At 71.3% G+C, this 18,377-nt stretch carries 8 protein-coding genes; 1 reads left to right on the top strand and 7 read right to left on the bottom strand.

The genetic code is table 11. From position 1 onward, the window contains the following. Positions 1-49 precede the first annotated feature (49 nt). The 3 genes from ACQUSR_RS27025 to ACQUSR_RS27015 all read right to left on the bottom strand — a co-directional run bounded on the left by ACQUSR_RS27025 (position 50) and on the right by ACQUSR_RS27015 (position 2,780). Positions 50-571: an isoprenylcysteine carboxyl methyltransferase family protein gene (locus ACQUSR_RS27025; RefSeq protein ID WP_431045216.1), complete on the bottom strand. Its 522-nt coding sequence runs from the start codon at positions 569-571 to the stop codon at positions 50-52. A 7-nt stretch (positions 572-578) separates the two neighbouring features. Next, positions 579-1,661, bottom strand: coding sequence for a type III polyketide synthase (locus ACQUSR_RS27020; RefSeq protein WP_431045215.1), 1,083 nt, complete (start codon positions 1,659-1,661; stop codon positions 579-581). A 165-nt stretch (positions 1,662-1,826) separates the two neighbouring features. After that, positions 1,827-2,780 carry a UbiA family prenyltransferase gene (locus ACQUSR_RS27015; protein WP_431045214.1) on the bottom strand — a complete coding sequence of 318 codons (954 nt, stop codon included), beginning with the start codon at positions 2,778-2,780 and terminating at the stop codon, positions 1,827-1,829. Between the two features lie 183 nt (positions 2,781-2,963). Here ACQUSR_RS27015 and ACQUSR_RS27010 point away from each other — a divergent pair, with 183 nt between their 5' ends. After that, a complete protein-coding gene (locus tag ACQUSR_RS27010; protein WP_431045213.1) occupies positions 2,964-3,983 on the top strand; it encodes an NAD(P)/FAD-dependent oxidoreductase in 1,020 nt (339 codons plus the stop codon). Between the two features lie 164 nt (positions 3,984-4,147). Here ACQUSR_RS27010 and ACQUSR_RS27005 read toward each other — a convergent pair whose 3' ends face one another. The 4 genes from ACQUSR_RS27005 to ACQUSR_RS26990 form a co-directional block, all read right to left on the bottom strand. After that, positions 4,148-5,206, bottom strand: coding sequence for a zinc-binding dehydrogenase (locus ACQUSR_RS27005; RefSeq protein ID WP_431045212.1), 1,059 nt, complete (start codon positions 5,204-5,206; stop codon positions 4,148-4,150). Positions 5,207-5,215: 9 nt separating this feature from the next. Further along, a complete protein-coding gene (locus ACQUSR_RS27000; protein ID WP_431045211.1) occupies positions 5,216-6,904 on the bottom strand; it encodes a phytoene desaturase family protein in 1,689 nt (562 codons plus the stop codon). A gap of 65 nt (positions 6,905-6,969) precedes the next feature. Beyond that, entirely contained in the window at positions 6,970-8,637 is a 1,668-nt protein-coding gene (locus ACQUSR_RS26995) for a phytoene desaturase family protein (protein ID WP_431045210.1), read from the bottom strand. Next, entirely contained in the window at positions 8,627-18,088 is a 9,462-nt protein-coding gene (locus tag ACQUSR_RS26990; RefSeq protein ID WP_431045209.1) for an amino acid adenylation domain-containing protein, read from the bottom strand. Before ACQUSR_RS26990 ends, ACQUSR_RS26995 begins: the two co-directional genes overlap by 11 nt. Positions 18,089-18,377: the final 289 nt, after the last annotated feature.

Here is an 18,377-nt window from a genome sequence, read left to right as displayed (position 1 = left end):
TCCGGCCCGGCCGGAGCGGTGGCGCTGCGCTATTCATGAGGCCGACGGGTCAAGACGGAGCGAGTCCCAGGGCGGTGTTCTCGACCCGCAGGCGTACCGCGAGCACGGCGGCGTTGGCCGCGGTGAAGGCGATGGCCGTCAGCCACGCGGTGTGGACCATGGGAAGGGCGGCGCCCTCGACGACGACGGCGAGGTAGTTGGGGTGGCGCAGGAACCGGTACGGGCCGGTCGCGATGAGGGGCAGGTCGGGGACGACGATGACGCGGGTGTTCCAGCGCTTGCCGAGGGTGCCGACGCACCACCAGCGCAGTGCCTGGGCGCCTGCCGCGAGGGCGAGTGCGGTGCATCCCGCGTACGGCAGGAACGGCCGGTGGGCCAGGCGGACTTCGGCGAGCATGCCGACGAGCAGTCCGGTGTGGACGGCGACCATCGCGGGGTAGTGGCCGGGGCCGTGCTCGACGCCGCCGTGGGCTCGTGCCCAGCGGGTGTGGCGAGTGGCGACCGCGAGTTCGGCGAAGCGTTCGGCCGCGACGGCGGCGGTGAGGAGCGTGAACCACATCTGGCTGGTCATGGCGTGTTCACCACCGCAGGAGGACGAGTTCGGAGCTGAAACCGGGGCCCATGGCCATCATCAGTGCGGGACTGCCCGGAGGCGGCGGCCGGTGGGCCATCGTGTCGCGGAGGACGTGCAGCACCGAGGCAGACGACAGGTTGCCGATCCGGGCCAGGGACGCGCGCGTGCGGTCGAGCGCGCCGGTGGGCAGGTCCAGGCAGGAGGTGATGGCGTCGATGACCTTCGGTCCGCCCGGGTGACACAGCCAGGTGGCGATGTCGCCGATGGCGAGGCCGTACTCGTCGAGGAAGGCGTGCACCTCCTTGGGGAGGAAGTTCCCGACGATGGCGGGGACATCGGACGACAGGACGACGCGGAACCCGTTCGCGCCGATGTGCCAGCCCATCACATGCTCGCTGTCGGGGTACAGGCGGCTGCGGGTGGCGAGCACCCGCGGCCCTTGGACGTCGTTCGCGCGGTCGGCGCCGACGGCCACGACGGCGGCGGCGCCGTCACCGAAGAGGCTGGTGGCGACGTAGTTCGCGATCGTGGTGTCGCGGGGCTGGAAGGTCAGCGAGCACAGCTCGACGGAGAGGAGCACGGCCACCTGGTCCGGCCACGCCCGGAGGTAGTCGTGCAGACGCGCGATGCCCGCGGCGCCCGCGACGCAGCCGAGGCCGAACAGCGGGAGGCGCTTGACGTCCTCGCGCAGCCCGACCCGTCGCGCCAGGCGGGCGTCCAAGGACGGCACGGCGAGGCCGGTGACCGTCGTGGTCACGATCAGATCGACCTCGTCGGCGTCGATGCCCGCGGCGCGCAGCGCGCCGCGCAACGCCCGCTCACCGAGGTCGAGGGCGTTCGCGATCCAGATGTCGTTGCTCTCCGTGAAGTCGTCGAGATGGGGGTAGCGCTCGAGAGGCAGGGTGAAGTGGCGGGTGCGTACGCCCGCGTTGTCCGCGATGCGCGCCATCGTCCGGCGGCCGGGATGCCCGGCGGGCAGGCAGTGCTCGACGAATCTGGCGGTGATGTCCCCCTGCCGGTACACGCGTGGGGGGAGGGCTGTGCCCACTGCGGCGAGGCGCGGGGACGCTGAGGTCAGGGGGAGCATGCGGGGCCTTTTCTGACGGGTCGAAGAGCCGAAGCCTAGACAGTGCCGCCCGCGCTTCCCGTGGGTTCTCCGTCGTCCGGGTGAAAGAAGTGATCAGCGGAGCGCCCGCGAGCGTCCTCGTCCCGCCGCCGTGCGTGCCCGCGTGCCGGTTCCGTGACGGGGGGATCACGTCATCGCCGCGGCACGGGAGAACGCCAGGGCCACCGCGATCGCGGCCACCGCGATACCGGTGAGGAAGGGGGCGTGGCTTCGGCTGTCGCGCGCCGGGCGCACGATCCCGGCGGCGGTGAGCGCGGCACCCGCGGCGAGCGCGGACCAGCCGACGGCGCCCGCGGGGCCCGGCGGTGCGAACACGAGGACGGCGATGCCCGCCAGGAGGGGCAGCGGAGCGAGCAGGCGTACGCCGGTGGCGCCCAGGCGTTGCGGAAGGCCCCGTACCCCGGTGGCCAGGTCGTCCGGGATGTCGGGCAGGACGTTGGCGAGGTGCGCCCCGATGCCCAGCAGGGCGCCGGCCGACAGGGTCCACCAGGCGGGCCAAGGGTGGCCGGGCAGCGCGAGGACGACGAACGCCGGCAGCGAGCCGAACCCCATCGCGTAACCCAGCCACGACCCGATGGTCCGTTTCAGGCCGAGGTTGTAGAGCCAGCCTCCCCCGACGCCGAACAGGTGCGCGGCGGCGGACGGGAGGCCGGTGGCCAGGGACAGCGGGACGCAGGCGGCCAGCGCCGCGGCGGAGGCGCACGCGACCGCGCGCGGGTCCACGCGACCGGTCGCGACGGGCTTGTCGGTTCGGCCCGTGGCGAGGTCCCGGCGCGCGTCCAGCCAGTCGTTGCTCCAGCCGATCGACAATTGGCCGGACAGGACGGCCAGGCCGACCAACGCACAGGCCTGCCAGGAGTGGCCGCACGCGACGCCCAGGGCGGTGCCCATGGCCGTCACGGCGGCGGCGGGCAGGGGGTGGCAGGCGCCCAGCAGGCCCTGGACGGCGGTGGGACGCCGACCCGGGAGGGGCGCGCTCGCGGAGGCAGCCTCCGTCCTGGTCTCCATCCCGGCCTCCGCCCCGGCCGCTGTTCCTGTCGCCGTCCCCATCTCCATCCCGGCCTCCGTCCTCGTCGCCATCCCGGCCTCCGCCCCGGCCCCTGTCCCCGTCGCCGTCCCCATCTCCATCCCGGCGGAGCGTACGGAACGGCACGTTCGACGGCCCTGGAACGGCGCACCGGCGGACTCGGTCGGATGACGGAATACCCCGAATGGGCACATGGCGTCGGGAGCGAGGCCGGACAGCCCCTAGAGTCGGCGTTCGTGATCGACCTGCTTGTCGTCGGCGGCGGCCCGGCCGGGCTGGCCTGTGCGATCGGAGCGGCGCGGGCCGGGCTGGACGTCGCGGTCCTCGAACCGCGTCCCGTGCCGATCGACAAGGCCTGCGGTGAGGGCCTGATGCCCGGGGCCGTGCACGCCCTGCGTGCCCTCGGCGTGGAGGCCGCCGGCCGGCCGCTGCGCGGCATCCGCTACCTCGACGGCAGGCATACCGCCGAAGCGGCGTTCCCGGCCGCCACCGGCCCGGGGCTCGGCGTACGGCGCACCGTCCTGCACAGCGCCCTCGCCGCCCGCGCCGCCGCCCTCGGCGTCCCCGTCCTGACCCGGCCCGCGGGCACCGTCGTCCAGTGCGGCGACCGCGTCACGGCGGCCGGCATCGCCGCCCGCTACCTGGCCGCCGCCGACGGGCTGCACTCGCCCGTCCGCCGCGTGCTCGGCCTCCAGTCCCCGGCGCCCTCCCCCGCCCGTTACGGGCTCCGCCGGCACTACGAGGTCGCGCCGTGGAGCGAGCACGTCGAGGTCCACTGGGGCGCGGACGCCGAGGCCTACATCACGCCGGTCGGCCGGGAACTGGTCGGTGTCGCGGTCCTGACCACCCGGCGCGGCGGTTTCGACGAGCAACTCGCCCGCTTCCCGCACCTGGTCCGGCGCCTCGCCGCGGGTGCGCCCGGGCCGGTGCGCGGGGCCGGGCCGATGCGCCAGACCGCCCGGCGCCGGGTCGCGGGCCGGGTACTGCTGGTCGGAGACGCCGCCGGTTACATCGACGCCCTCACCGGCGAGGGCATCGCCCTCGCGCTCGCCGGTGCGGCCGCCCTCGTGGAGTGTGTGCGCCGCGACCGCCCCGAGGAGTACGAGGCGGCGTGGCGGCGGGCGTCCCGCCGCCACCGCCTCCTCACCACGGCCCTGTTGCGGGCCCGCCATCACCCGCTGCTGGCCCCCCGCATCGTCCCCGCGGCGGCCCGTTGGCCCGCCGTCTTCCGTCAGGCCGTCGGCGCGCTCGCCTGAGCGGCCGCCGACGGGTCACGGCGGACGCCCCGCCCCGCATCTGCCCGGCGAACCCGGCCCGGTCCCGCACGCCGCCCCGCTCGGGGACCGCCGCGCTCGGGGACCGCCGCGTGCGCTGAGCCGCACCGTACGGGGCTGCGGTACGGGGTGCGGTACGCCCCGCGCTAGACCTGGACGATCACCTTCCCCTTGGTCGCCGCCCGGTCCACGTACAGGCTCTGGTAGGCGGCGGGGATGTTGGCGAAGCCCTGGTGCATCGTCTGGTGGTAGGCGATCTCGCCGCGGCGGACCAGGTCTCCCACCTTCGCGTGGAGCGCCGCGAAGTCCTCCTCGGTGTACCAGTCCTGGGCGTAGATGCCTTGGATGGTGGTACGCGGGCGCAGGATGTGCTCCAGCAGACGCGGGCCGTACCGGTCGCCGCCGACGGTGGTGTCCCACTGCCAGGACACCGCGACCTGGCTGTACCGGTTGAGCATGGTGAACACCGCGTCCGTGATGCCGCCGCCCATGTTGTCGAAGTACTTGTCGACGCCGTCCGGTGCGGCGTCCCGGAGCTTGGGGAGGACCTTCTCGACGTCGTCCCCCTGTTGGTAGTCGATGACCGCGTCGAAGCCCAGCCCGGTGAGGTAGGCCTCCTTCCGCGGGGTTCCGGTGGTGCCGACCACACGGGCGCCTGCGCGCTTGGCCAGTTGGCCGACCAGGCTTCCGATGGCGCCCGACGCGCCGCTGACCACGACCGTGTCACCGGGGCGAACGGTGAAGAACTTCGTCATCGTGCCCCAGGCGGTCAGCCCCGCCACGCCCAGGATGCCCAGCGCCGTCGTGATCGGCAGCTTGTCGTCGTAGGCCCCGGGATCCAGCCGGCGCATGGGGGTCACGTCGAACCGGAACCAGTCGTTGGGCTCCCACACATACCCTGTGCCGTCGCTGACGACGTGACTGCGCCAGCCGCCGAACCCCTCCACCACATCGCCGGGGCGGAAGCGGGCGCGGGGGCCCGCATCCAGCACTTCCATGATTGAAAGCCCCCGCGCCCATTCGCCGAGCGGCGTCATCTGGGCGAGGCCGTTCAGATAGGGGTCGAGGGAGACGTAGCGGGTCTTCAGGAGCATCTCGTCGTCCCTGAGCCGGACGTCGACGTCCTCGACCACCTTCTCGTAGACCTCGCCGACGTCAGGCGCGCCTTCTACGTGCTTGCGGACCACCCATTTCTCGAACTTCATTCTGTCCTTTCAGCGCGCCGTGGACGAAAGCGGCTCGCGGTGATGGTGGGGGACCTTCTGCTCTCCCACGGGGATGACGACATGGGTCGGCGGAGGCGCGCTGTCGTCGATGGTGGCGGTGAACTCCTTGCCGTCGTCCCGGCAGACGAAATGCATGACGTGACGCCCCGCGGCGGCGGCCCGGATCAGGCCGCCGGTGGTGGCCCATACGCCGGAGACATAGAAGTTCGCCAGGCCGGGCAGCGCCGGCCCGTGCTTCTTGATCTCCTCTTCCATCGTCTCGCCGCTCTCCACGAACGGCTGCCAGCCCAGCACCGTCCCGTCGTAGTTTCCCGTGTAGCGGACCTGGGTGAGCGGAGTCGAGAGGTCGCGCACGGCGATCGCGTCGCGCAGCCCCGGGAATCGCTTCTCCAGGAACGCCACCATCGCGTCGCGCACTTGATACTTGGCCGCGTAGTACTTGCGGCCGTGCCGCATCGGGAGCGTGTGCACCTGTTCTCCCCGGTGCCGGCGGGTGCGCTGCTCCGGCATTCCCTCGTTCAGGGCCCGCCAGGGGGCGATGTCACAGAAGTACGTGACGTACGCGACGGTCGTCTCGCGCGGCGACAGCTCAGGGTAGTGGTTGCTGCGGAACTGCACGTTGATGCTGGGATGGCGAATACCGACCAGCTCGGCCGCCATGGCTTCGTCCAGCAGGTAGGTGGTGCAGGGATCCCCTTGCGGGAAGGGCCGATTGAGGCCGAGGAACAGCATGACGTAACCGGGGAACACCATGCCCGGCTCGTCGATGGTCTTCGTGTACAGCCGCCGGTAGCTCTCGTTGAGGTAGCGGCCCTTGAGGAATTTCATCATCGTGGTGTGTCCGTCACAGGCCGAGACCACGATGTCGGAGCGGACCTCACGCCCGTCGCTGAGCCTGACGCCCACCGCCCGGTCGTTCTCGACCAGTACCTCTTCGACCTTGGCGTTGTAGGTCACCTGTCCGCCCAACCGCCGGTAGCGCTGCTCTATCGACGTCGCCAGCCCGAGCGAACCGCCCTCGGGCACGCCGGCCGACAGGTTCGCGTGCGAGGCCAGTTGGAAGTAGAACGGCAGTACCGGAAAGGCCGAGTGCTTCTCGTAGAGGATGAAATTGAACGCCTCCCGCAGGAGCGGGTCCTTGAACCTGGCCGAGTAGTCCGTCATCAGGGTCGCTATCGACTTGCGGATGACGTTGAAGTACGGGGCGAAGGAGGCGAGCATGCGCCACCGCTCGAACCGGCCCATCAGCCCGACCGGCTTCAGGAACGGATAGACGGCCAGGCACTTGCGGAACTTGCGCAAGCCGCCGCAGAATTCGCGGATCAGTTTGGCGTCGGCCGGTGAGAGGTCGAGCAGATGTGCTTCCAGCCGGTCCGGGTCGGAATAGAAGTAGACCGCCCGGCCGTCACGTCCACGCACGATGTTGAAGACGTCGAAGTGCCGCATCTGCTTGCCTTGCAGTGCGCCGAGTTCCAGCCAGATCTGGTGCATCTCGTTGCCCGGCCCGTTGCCGAGCAGCCAGCTGATGCAGCAGTCGAAGGTGAAGTCACCCCGGTCCCACGCGGTGCAGCAACCTCCGGGGATTTCGTGCATCTCGAAGATCTGGCTCCGGTATCCGTTCATCTGCGCGTAGCAGCCGGTGGAAAGGCCGCCGAGGCCGCCGCCGATGATGATCATTGACTCTCTGGTCTGCCGCGCCCGCGACATTGCCGTTGGCCTCCTCAGGTCCGTGTGATGGTCGGCTAGCTGACGGGCCACATGTCCAGCTGCGGCAGATGCCCGAGCTTGTCGCGGCTCCACGGCCGGCCGCCGGGGCTCTCCCAGGCCTGGAACTCCAGCCCCAGCTCCTCGCAGACGAACTGGGCGGTGTGCCGGCCCGCGGACGCGACCCTGATGAGACCGCCACCGCCGATCCACTGCCCGGTCATGGAGAAGCCCCGCAGGCCCGGCAGGCGCATCCGGTCCTTGTTGACCAGCTTGTTCGCCAGGTTCTCCGCCTTGGTGAACGACTTCCAGGCGAGGATGGACCCGTTGTAGTTGCCGGTGTAGCGCAGGGTGGTGGCCGGAGAGGCCACGTCGACCGCCTCGATGCGCTCGCCGATCCCCGGGTAGTGCCGCTCCAGGAACCTCCGTACGAAGTCGACGACCTGCCGCTTGCGGGCCCAGTACTCCTTGCGGTCGGTGCCGCGCAGCGTCTTCCAGTACTCGAAGTCGCTGAAGTAGGTGCAGTGGATCACCGACTTGCCGGGCGGGGCGAACCCGTCGGAGTAGCGCGAGCGCAGCTGCACCACCAAGCTGTTCTGCATCACCGACGGCAGTTCCTTGCTGTCCTCCTCCGACAGCAGGTAGGTGGTGGCGTGCCGGGCGTCGGGGTCGACGTCACCGTTCAGGCCGACGAACGCGGAGACCACCCCCGGATACAGGATGTCCGGTTCGTGGAGCATCTCGTTGTAGAGCGTGTCGATCGTGGGGCTGGTGTACCGCCCGCCGAGCATGCCGTAGATCGTGGTGTGGCCGTCGATGGCCGAGACGATGTGGTCGGCGTAGTGCCGGGTGCCGTTCTTGAGTTCCACACCGATCGCGCGCCCGTCCTCGACGAGGATCCTGGCGACGCGGGCGCGGTAGTCGATACGGCCGCCGAGCGAGGTGTACCGCTCCTCGATGGACCGTGCCAGCCCCAGCGATCCGCCCTGCGGGAAACCGGCGTTGCCGTGGTACGCGCTGGCCATGTTGAACAGGTACGGCAGCAGCGGGAAGACCTCGTGGTCCTGGTAGAAGATGTTGGGGAACGCCTTGCGCAGCAGGGGGTCCTGGAACTGGCCGCACCACTTCTCCATGGAGGTGGCGGCGGTGCGCCACAGCAGGCGGAAGGCCGGGAGCACCGTGCGCAGCATGCCGAGCTTCTCGCGGGTCGTCCGCAGCGGCGGTGGCGTGAGGAACGGGTAGAAGTTGACGCCGATGAAGCGCCGCAGGTCCCGGCAGAAGCCCCGGATCAGCGGTGCGTCCACAGGCGAGACCTCCATCAGGTGGCGCTCCAGCCGATCGGGATCGTTGTAGAACGTCACCGAGCGGCCGTCTTCCCCGACGACGGTGTTGAACACCTCGAAGTTCGTGATCGTCTTGCCGTCGAGCGCGCCGAGCTCGCGCCATATCCGAGCGGCGTCGTTGTTCCGGCCGGTGCCGGTCAGCCACTCGATGCAGTAGTCGAAGACGTAGCCGTCGCGCGCCCAGGCCGTGCAGCAGCCGCCGGGCAGTACGTGCTTTTCGAGGATGCGGGTCTCCATCCCGCTCATCTGGGAGTAGCAGCCGGTGGCCATGCCGCTGACGCCGGCGCCGATGATGATGACCCTGGGCTTGCTGCCGGGGGCGCGGTCCCGGCGGTCCCAGACCGGTCCGGTGTCACGCGGCACGCGTCTCACCTCCGGTGAGGGCGTCGCGGAAGAGGTCGGCGTTGTGCGCGATGTGCTCCGGGTCGAGCATGTCGGCGTGCCGGCCGAAGCCCTGGAACACCGCGGTGGAGGTGGTGGAGCTGCCGTGCCAGGTGCCGCGCTCGCCCGCGGCGTAGAACGCCGCCTTCTCCTGGTCGGAGATCACGCTGACCGGGGCGCTGATCGCGCCCAGGTTCGGGGTGCGGCTGCAGAAGTAGATGTACTCCCTGGCCTGGTCGAGGGTCTCCTTCGCGACGATGTCCGAGCCGGTGTGCTTGCGCAGGTGCTCGCTGAGCTCCTGCTCGAAGGCCGCGAAGTGCTCGCTGCCCAGCTCGAATGCCTCGGCGATGCGGTACGAGTCCATGATGACGACGTTGGGCACGTGCCGGCCGCGCTGTTCCAGCTCCTTGGCGACCTCGAAGGCGAGGTTGCCGCCGAGCGAGTAGCCGAACAGGACGCAGGGTCCGTGCGGCTGGAGGGACTCGACCAGGTCGGCGTAGCGGGTCACCTTGCGGTCGCCGTCGAGGTAGTTGAAGGCGACGAAGTCGAACTCCGGCAGATGGGCCGCGAACTGGCGGTAGACCAGGCCGTGTCCGCCGGCGGGCGGGAACCCGAAGATGGTCCGGGTGCCGCCGTCCCGCTTCTCTGTGGCGTTGAACCGCAGGTAGGGCTGGGCTCCGGCGATCCTGCCGGTGATGATGTGCTCGACGGTCTTGGCCATGCCGTGCAGGGTCGTCGCCTTGAACAGGTGGCTGACCGGGATGGTGATGTTGAACTCGCCCTGCAGGTTGTAGATCAGCTCGATCAGCTTGATGGAGCTGCCGCCGACCTCGAAGAAGTCGTGGCCCAGGCCGACCTGCTCCAGGCCGAGCAGCCCCTGCCAGTGGTCGGCCATCCGGATCTCGTACAAGGTCACCGGCGGTTCGTGGGTCCGGTCGTCGGCGTCGGCGCGCGGGGCGGGCAGCGCGGCGGTGTCGACCTTGCCGTTCGGGGTGAGCGGCAGAGCGGGCAGCTCCACGAACCGGGCCGGGATCAGATACGTCGGCAGATAGCCGGCCAGGTGCCGGCGCAGCGCCCGCCGGTCGAGGGTCTCGCCGGGGGCCGGGACGCAGTAGGCGCACAGCGTGTTCTCGCCGCTCGCGTCCGGCCGTACGGTGACGACGGCCTGGGTGAGCGCCGGCCACAGCGCCAGCCGCGATTCGATCTCGCCGATCTCGATGCGGTGGCCGCGTACCTTGATCTGGCTGTCGGCGCGGCCCAGCAGCTCCACGCCACCCTGGGCGTCCCAGCGGGCGAGGTCGCCGGTGCGGTAGAGGCGTAACGGCGTGCTGTCGGCCCCGTCGCCGAGTGCCAGGGTCACGAAGCGCTCCGCGGTCTGCTCCGGGTCGCCCGCGTAGCCGAGTGCGACGCCGTCGCCGCCGACCCACAGTTCGCCGGGGACGCCGGCGGCGACCGGTCGGTGCTGTCCGTCGAGGATGTACAGCGTGCTGTTGGGGAACGGCCGTCCGATGGGCACCATCCGGCTCGGCTCCAGGTGGTCGGCCGGGCCTTCGAAGTAGGTGCTGTCGATGGTGGCTTCGCTGAGCCCGTAGGAGTTGATCACACGGGTACCGGGCCCGCACAGGTCGCGCAGCCGCTGGTACTCCTCGACCTTCCAGGCGTCCGAGCCGACGATCAGCAGCCGCATGAAGTCCAGGCGCTGGTCCTCGCGGGCGCAGTGGGCCATCAGGCCGCGGACGACGGCGGGCACGAACTCGGCGCAGTCGACCCGCTCGGCGAGCATGGTCTCGTACAGCGTGACCGTGTTGAAGAGCAGCTCACGGCCGATGAGGACCAGGGTGCCGCCGGAGCACAGGGCCCGGACGAGGTCTCCGGTGAAGACGTCGAAGGAGAAGCCGGCCATCTGGAGGTGGACGCCGGGGGCGCGGTCCAGCCCGTACTCCTGGCGCCAGGCGGCGTAGGCCGAGGCGAGGTTGCGGTGGCTGACCTGGACGGCCTTGGGGCGCCCGGTGGAGCCGGAGGTATGGATGACGTACGCCGGGTCGTCCGGGCCGGTCGTGACCGGGAGGTCGGGTGCCTCGGTGGCCGCGTCCTGCGGCCGGTGCAGCTGGGTGAGGGTGACGACGTCGGCGGGCAGCCCTGTCAGCCGGTCGCGCCCGGAGCCGTCGGTCACGACCAGCGCGGCACCGGCGCCGCGGACCATGTCCGCCAGCCGGTCGGCCGGATGGTCGGGGTCCAGCGGGAGGTAGGCACCGCCCGCCTTGAGCACGGCCAGCAGAGTGACGATGAGTTCGGGCGACTTGTCCAGGCACAGCGCCACCACCGCCCCGTCGCGGATGCCGCGCTCGCGCAGCCGCAGGGCCACATGGCGGGCGCGCCGCTCCAGTTCGGCGTAGTCCATGCGCCGGGTGGCGCCGGACTCGGCGGGCGCGGAGACCGCGATGGCCTCGGGGTGTTCGGCCGCCGCCCGGCTGATGAGCTGGTGGACGGGGGTGCCGTGGTCGACCGTGCGCGTGGCGCCGCTCCAGATGCCGAGGATGTGCGCGCGCTCCTGGGGGGCGAGCATGTCGAGCTGCCGGACCGGCCGGTCCCCGGCGGCCCGGGTCAGCTCGTCGAGGACGTTGACGTAGTGCGCGACCAGGCGCCGCATGGTCGCGGGCAGGAAGAGGTCGGTGTTGTACTTGAAGACGCAGTGGAAGCGACGCTCGGCCTCGTCCTCGTAGGCGGACAGAGTGAGGTCGAACTGGCCTTCTTCTTCAGGCAGTTCGATGTACTCCAGGCGGTAGCCGTACTTCTCGGTGGCCACCTTGTGGGTGAGCAGGATGAACATCGCCTGGAAGACCGCCGAGCGGCTGGGGTCGTGCTGGAGGCCCAGCTTCTCCACGAGCAGCACGAACGGGTACTCCTGGTTGTCCAGACCGCCGAGGACGGTCTCGCGGACCTGCTGGAGCAGTGCGGTGACGGTGGGGGCGCCCGCCAGGTTCACGTGCAGCGGCAGCGGGTTGACGAAGTAGCCGTAGACGCCGGCGAACTCCTCCTGGGTGCGGCCGGTGACGGGACTGCCGACGATGATGTCGTCCTGTCCGGAGTACCGGTGGAGCAGCACGTAGTAGGCGCTGAGCAGGACCATGAACACGGTGACGTTGTGCTCGCGGGCCAGGGCGTGGACGCGGGCGCTGAGGTCGGTGTCGAGGACGAAGAACTCGGACGCGCCGTTGTGCGTCTGGACGGCGGGGCGGGGCTTGTCGGTGGGCAGGCTGAGGATCGGCACCTCGGCCGGCAGGTGGGACGTCCAGTAGTCGAGCATCCGGCGTGCGTCGCGTCCGGCGAGGAACTGGTTCTGCCAGTTGAGGAAGTCCAGGTAGCGGGCGGTCACCGGGGGCAGTTCGGCCTGCCGGCCCTGGCGCAGCCCCTCGTAGACGGCGAGGAGCTCCTCGATGAAGGTGAAGGTCGAGATGGCGTCGGAGACGATGTGGTGGACGGCCTTCATGATGATCCAGCGGTCCTTCGCCCGTTTGAACAGGCGGAACCGCACCAGCGGGTCCCGCTCCAGGTCGTAGGGCTTGCGGTACTCGCGGATGATCATCTGGTAGATGTCGTCCCAGGCGCGGTCCTGGACGTCGAACAGGGCGAGGTCCGGCTCTGTGGCGGAGGAGATCTTCTGCACCGCCTGGCCCTTGTCGAGGACGAAGTTGGCGCGCAGGCCGGGGTGCCGCTCGATGACGGTGCGCACCGCCTGGAACATCAGCTCCGGGTCGAGTTCGACCCGTACCTCCACGGCGCCGCCGATGTTGTACGCGAAGCCGTCCGGGTTGAGCTGTTTGAGGAACCACAGGGCCTTCTGGTTCTGGGTGAGCGGGTAGTGCCGCTCGTCGGTGTACAGCTCGACGGCCGCCGTGTCGACACCGTCGTCGCCGGCGGCCGAGACCAGCTCCGTCAGCAGGTCGTGGAGCTGGGCGGTCAGCTCCTGGACGGGGGCGTTGCCGAGCAGTGCCACCACTGGGAGCGCGACGCCCAGTTCGGTGTGGATACGGGCGCGCAGTTCCATCGCCAGGAGGGAGTCCAGGCCGAGCGCGCCCAGCCCGGCGGCGGGGTCGACCTGTTCGCGGGTGACGCTCATGACGCCCGCGACGAGGCCGGTGAAGTGCTCGGCGAGGAGTGCCCGGCGCCGTTCGTCGTCCGCGGTGCGGAAGGCGTCGAGGAAGCTGCTGGTCTCGCCCGTCCCGGTGCTGTCCCCCGCGGCGGCGAGGTCGGCGACCAGCGGCGGCGGCGAGGCGTACCAGGAGAGGAAGACCGGCCAGTCCACGACCGTGGCGACCATCAGCTGGGCCCGGTCCTGACCGATGACGCGCTCCAGTACGGCCATGCCGGCGTCGGGGGACAGCGAGCTCATGCCGCGGCTGTTGCGGTAGTGGTCGATGAGCCCGAGTTCCTCGATCATGCCGGTGGCCCAGGGGCCCCAGTCCAGGCTCAGCGCGGGCAGGCCGTGGGCGCGCCGGTGGTGTGCGAGGGCGTCCAGGAAGGCGTTTCCCGCGGCGTAGTTGGTCTGCCCGGCGGTGGTGAGCAGGGAGGCGATGGAGGCGAACAGGACGAAGTGGTCCAGCGGTTCGTCGCTCAGGTGGCGGTGGAGCAGATAGGCGCCGACGGCCTTCGGGTCGTACACGGCGTCGAAGACCTGGCGGTCCATCTCCGGCAGGAGGGTGTCGCGGACCTGGCCGGCGAGGTGGAAGACGCCGCGGATCGGCGGGGCGTCGGTGCGCCGGTACTCCGCCAGCCACGCGGTCAGGGCCGCCTCGTCGGTGATGTCGAGGGGGGCCGGGATCGGCTGGGCGCCCAGCGCTTCCAGTTCCTTGAGGAAGCGGACGCCGCGGCCGGCGGCGGTGTCGGGGTCGGTGTGCCGCCACTGGTCGCGCGCGGGCAGGGTGGTCCGTCCTACGAGGATCAGCCGGCGGGCGCCGCGTTTGACGAGGGTGCGGCACAGCAGTCGGCCGAGGGCGCCGAACGCGCCGGTGACCAGATAGCTGCCGTCGGGGCGCAGCCGCAGCGGCAGCGGGTGGGTGAGGCCGGTGGCCTGCGCGAGCCGGCTGGTGTAGCGGCGGTCGCCGCGCAGGGCGATCTCGTCCTCGGCGGCCTCGGTGATCTCGCGCAGCAGGTCCCGGGCCTCGGTGCGGCGGGCCTCGGGGTCCGTGCCGTGGGCGGGGTCGAGGTCGATCAGGGTGCCGCGGTGGTCGGTCAGCTCCTGGTACCGCAGCACCCGGCCGACGCCCCAGGCCGGGGCGGCGAGTGGAGCGGCGGTCTCGTCGGGGCGGAGGGCCTGGGCGCCGCGGGTGACGATGTGCAGTCGGCTGCCGGACCCGGTGGCCGCCAGGGCCTGGGCGAGGGCGATCAGGGAGTAGGTGCCGGTGCTGTTGTGGGCGTCGAGGGCGGCGCGGTCGGTCGCGTCGAGGGGCGGCAGATCGAGGTTCCACAGATGGACGACGGTGTCGAACGGGGCGCCGCCGTCCGCGCCGTCCGCGTCCGCGGCGGTGCCGAGTTCGGTGAGCAGCCGGGTGAGGTCGGCCGCCGAGCCCGGTTCGACGGTGGATTCGCGCCGGTCGTCGCCGAGGTGGTAGCCGGTGCCGGGGCGTACGAGGTGGCAGCGTCCGCCGTCCGCGGTGACCAGGGCCGCCAGTTCGTCGGCGAGGCCCTGGGCGTCGGCGAGGATCAGCCAGTGGCCTCCCCCGCGCGCGGGCGGTTCGGCGATGCGCGGGATGTCAGCGGATGCGGTCGCGGCGGTCTGGGCGGTCAGGGGCCGTTCGGTCCAGGCGACTTCGGTGAGCCACTTGTCGATGGTGCGGCGGGCGACGGTGGTGGACGCCTTTTCGACGTCGGCGGCGCGGAATCCGCTGATCCGGCCCAGTGGTGTGCCGTCGTCGGCGTACACGGCGATGTCGCCGAGGAGTTCGTCGCCGTCCCGGCGGGTGATCACGGCGTGCGCCCACAGCGGCTGGTCCCCGACGGCGTCGAAGCGCACCTCGCCGATGGACAGCGGCAGCCGGATGCCGGTGCCGCCGCCGGTGTCCGCCCGCAGGATCTGCGGCGTCAGCAGGGACTGGAAGCAGGCGTCCATCAGGACGGGGTGGACGTGGTGGCGGGCGGCGTCGTCGCCGATGGGCGCGGTGGGGCGGATTCTGGCCAGCGCCTCGTCCGCGCCGATCCACACCTCCTCGATGCCCTGGAACGCCGGTCCGTAGTGGTAGCCCAGGGACGCGAGGGCGGCGTAAACGCCGGGGCCCTTGAGGTGGCGGTCGGCGCGCTGCCGGATCGCGGCGGGCTCCAACGCGGCCGTGTCGCGGCGGCGCTGCCCCGCCCGTACGACGCCGCCCGCGTGCACCGTGCGGTCGTCCGGGTCGCCGGTGACGGTCGCGACGGTGAACGCGGCGCCTTCGGAGGAGAAGGACAGCTGGACGGTCCTGGCCTCGCCGTCGGGGAGGAACAGGGCCTTGCGCAGCTCGATGTCGGCGAGTGCCGCCCCGGTGCCGCCGGTCATGGCGCGTACGGCCTGGATCGCCATCTCCAGGTAGCCGGCGGCCGGGAAGAGCGCGTTGCCCTGGATGCGGTGGTCGTCGAGATAGGGCATCGCCTCGACGTCGAGCCGGGCCTCCCAGGTGGGTTCGGCGTTGGCCATGCGGCGGCCGAGCAGCGGGTGGTCCTGCTCGCCGAGCCGGATCTGCCGCACCGGGGCGGGCTCGACCCAGTAGCGGTCGCGTTTGAAGGGGTAGCGAGGCAGCGGTACGGGGCGGCCCGCGGGGTGCAGTACGTCCCACGCGATGTCGACGCCGGCGTTGTGCAGGGCGGCCAGCGACAGGGTGAAGCGGGTGGTCTCGTCCTCCTGGCGGCGGATCGAGGGCAGCGTCGTGGACTCGTCGGGTGCGCCGCCGGTGCCGCGGGCGGCGAAGCATTCGCGGATGACGTGGCCGAGGACGGGGTGCGGTCCGATCTCCAGGAAGAGGCGGAGGCCGTCGTCGGCGAGGCGGTCGACCGCGGCGCGGAAGTGGACGCTGTCGCGGACGTTCTTCCACCAGTAGGCGGCGTCCAGCTCGGTGCCGTGCGCGGTGTCCCGGACGCCGGTGAGGTACAGCGGCAGCCGGGCGGGGCGGGGCCGGATGTCGGCGAGGGAGGAGAGCAGTTCGTCCTTGATGAGGTCCATGCGGGCGCTGTGGTACGGCACGCGCACCTGGAGGAACTTGGCGAAGACCTGCTCGGCCTGGAGCTCGGCGGCCAGCCGGGCGAGGGCGTCTTGGTCCCCGGCGAGGGTGATCGCGGTCGGGCTGTTGACGGCGGCGATGGAGACGGCGTCGCCGTAGGGGCCCACCCGCCGTGCCGCTTCCTCCTCGGTCAGGCTGACGGCGAGCATGGTGCCGGTGTCGACCAGCTTCTGCTGGAGCCTGCTGCGGTGGACGACGACCGTGACCGCGTCCTGGAGGCTGTAGACCCCGGCCTCGTAGAAGGCGGCGACCTCGCCGGTGCTGTGCCCGACGACGGCGTCGGGCGTCACGCCGTACGACCGCCACAGCGCGGCGAGACCGGCCTGCACCGCGAAGTTGGCGGGCTGGGCCAGCCAGGTCTGGCTCATCTGGGAGTCGGCCTCGTCGGCGTGCATCTCCTCGATGAGGGACCAGCCGGTGAGCTTGCCCATCTCTCGGTCGATGCGCTCGACCGTCTCGCGGTAGACCGGTTCGCTCTCGAAGAGCTGGCGGCCCATGGCCCACCACTGCGGCCCCATGCCGGTGAAGACCCAGGCCAGGCGGCGTCGCGCCGGGTCCATCGTCTGACCGAGGACCACATGGGGGTGGGTCTCGCCGCGCGCGTGGGCGGCCAGGGCCTCGTCGAGTGCGGCGCGCGATCCGTAGACCACCGACAGGCGGGCCTCGTGGTGCTGCCGGCGGTGGGCCAGGGTGTGGCCGAGGTCGGCGAGCGGCACGGGGGGCGCGCCGTGGGCGCCGGCGAGCTCCTGGCGGATGCCGTGGGCGACTTCGGGCAGGACGGCCGGGTCGCGCGCGGTCAGCGGGAGGATGGACAGCCCGGTGCGCTCCGCCGTCTCGGCCGCCCGCGACGGCTGGGCAGGCCGTGGTTGCGGGGCCTCTTCGAGCAGGACGTGGGCGTTGGTGCCGCCGAACCCGAAGGAGTTCACGCCTGCGCGCGCGGGCCCCTCGTGCTCGGGCCACGCGGTGGGCCGGGTGGGGATCCGGTACGGCAGCGAGTCGAGGTCGATCTCCGGGTTGATCCGGTCCAGGTTGATGTGCGGCGGGATCGTGCGGTGCTTCAGGCACAGGGCGGTCTTGATCAGCCCGGCGATGCCGGCGGCGGACTCGGTGTGCCCGATGTTGGTCTTGACCGAGCCGACGTAGGTGGTGCTGCCCGGCGTACGGCCGATGGACAGGGCGCGGCCGAGCGCGGCCGCCTCGACCGGGTCGCCGACGGGGGTGGATGTGCCGTGCGCCTCGACGTACTGGAGGCTGCCGGGCGCGATGCCCGCTTCGGCGCAGACGCGCTCGATCAGGGAGACCTGGGCGTCGGCGCTGGGGACGGTGATGCCGTTGGTGTGCCCGTCCTGGTTGACACCGCTGCCGATGATCACCGCGTGGACGGGGTCGCCGTCGCGCAGGGCGTCGTCCAGCCGCTTGAGCGCGACGACGCCGACTCCCTCGGCGCGGACGTAGCCGTCGGCGGCGGCGTCGAAGGTGCGCGACCGGCCGTCCGGTGACAGGAACCCGCCCTTGGTCTCGGCGATGGTGTACTGCGGTGCCATGTGCAGCAGCGTGCCGCCCGCGAGCGCGAGGCCGATCTCGCCGCGGGCCAGGCTCTGGCAGGCGAGATGCACGGCCACTAGGGAGGAGCTGCACGCGGTGTCGATGGAGAGGCTGGGGCCGCGGAAGTCGAAGCAGTACGAGATGCGGTTCGACACCATCGTCATCATGGTGCCGGTGGCGGTGTGGGCGGCGAGGGTGTCGAAGCTGAGGTCCGAGAACTGAAGGATCTTGTAGTCGAGGGTGAACGCGCCGACGTAGACGCCGATGTCGGCGCCCGCGAGCTCGGCGGGCTTCTGTCCGCCGTCCTCCAGCGCTTCCCAGGCCACCTCCAGCAGCTTGCGCTGCTGCGGGTCCATGTGGTGGGCCTCGCGCGGGCTGATGCCGAAGAAGGCCGGGTCGAACTCGTCGAATCCGTCGATGTAGCCGCCGCGGCCGCCGACCAGCCGGCCGGGCTTGGCCTTGTCCCGGCTGCCCAGCGTCGCCACGTCGTAGCGGTCGGCGGGTGCCGGGGTGATGCAGTCCTTGCCATCGATCAGGTTCTGCCAGAACGTCCGGTGGTCGGACGCGCTTCCGGGCAGTCGGCAGCCGATTCCGATGATCGCTATCTTGTCGCGAAGTACTGCATTGCGTGGGTCCGTCACCGTCAAGTCCTTGAGTCTGGCGCTGCGGCGCGAAGCATGGGATGGGCGATCGCCAATTGCTAGGTCATGCGTGCCAATTGATAGCCGCAGCGACTTGAGGGGCACTCAAAATGAACGGCGGACGGCGCTCCGTTTGGACGGAGATCCGGCACGACTGGGGATGGGCGCCGGACCTCCGCCATTCGGCGGTCCCGCTGGGGTCAGGGCACGCCGAAGGGAACCGGTTCGCGGGGTGAGGTGCGGAACCCGATTCCGTGTCATGTCTATCCAGGCCGCCGAACGCCCGCAA

Source organism: Streptomyces sp. P1-3, from assembly GCF_050613155.1.
Taxonomy (GTDB): domain Bacteria; phylum Actinomycetota; class Actinomycetes; order Streptomycetales; family Streptomycetaceae; genus Streptomyces.
The sequence above is the reverse complement of the archived record's forward strand: the minus strand, read 5'-3'. Positions and strand labels throughout refer to the sequence as shown.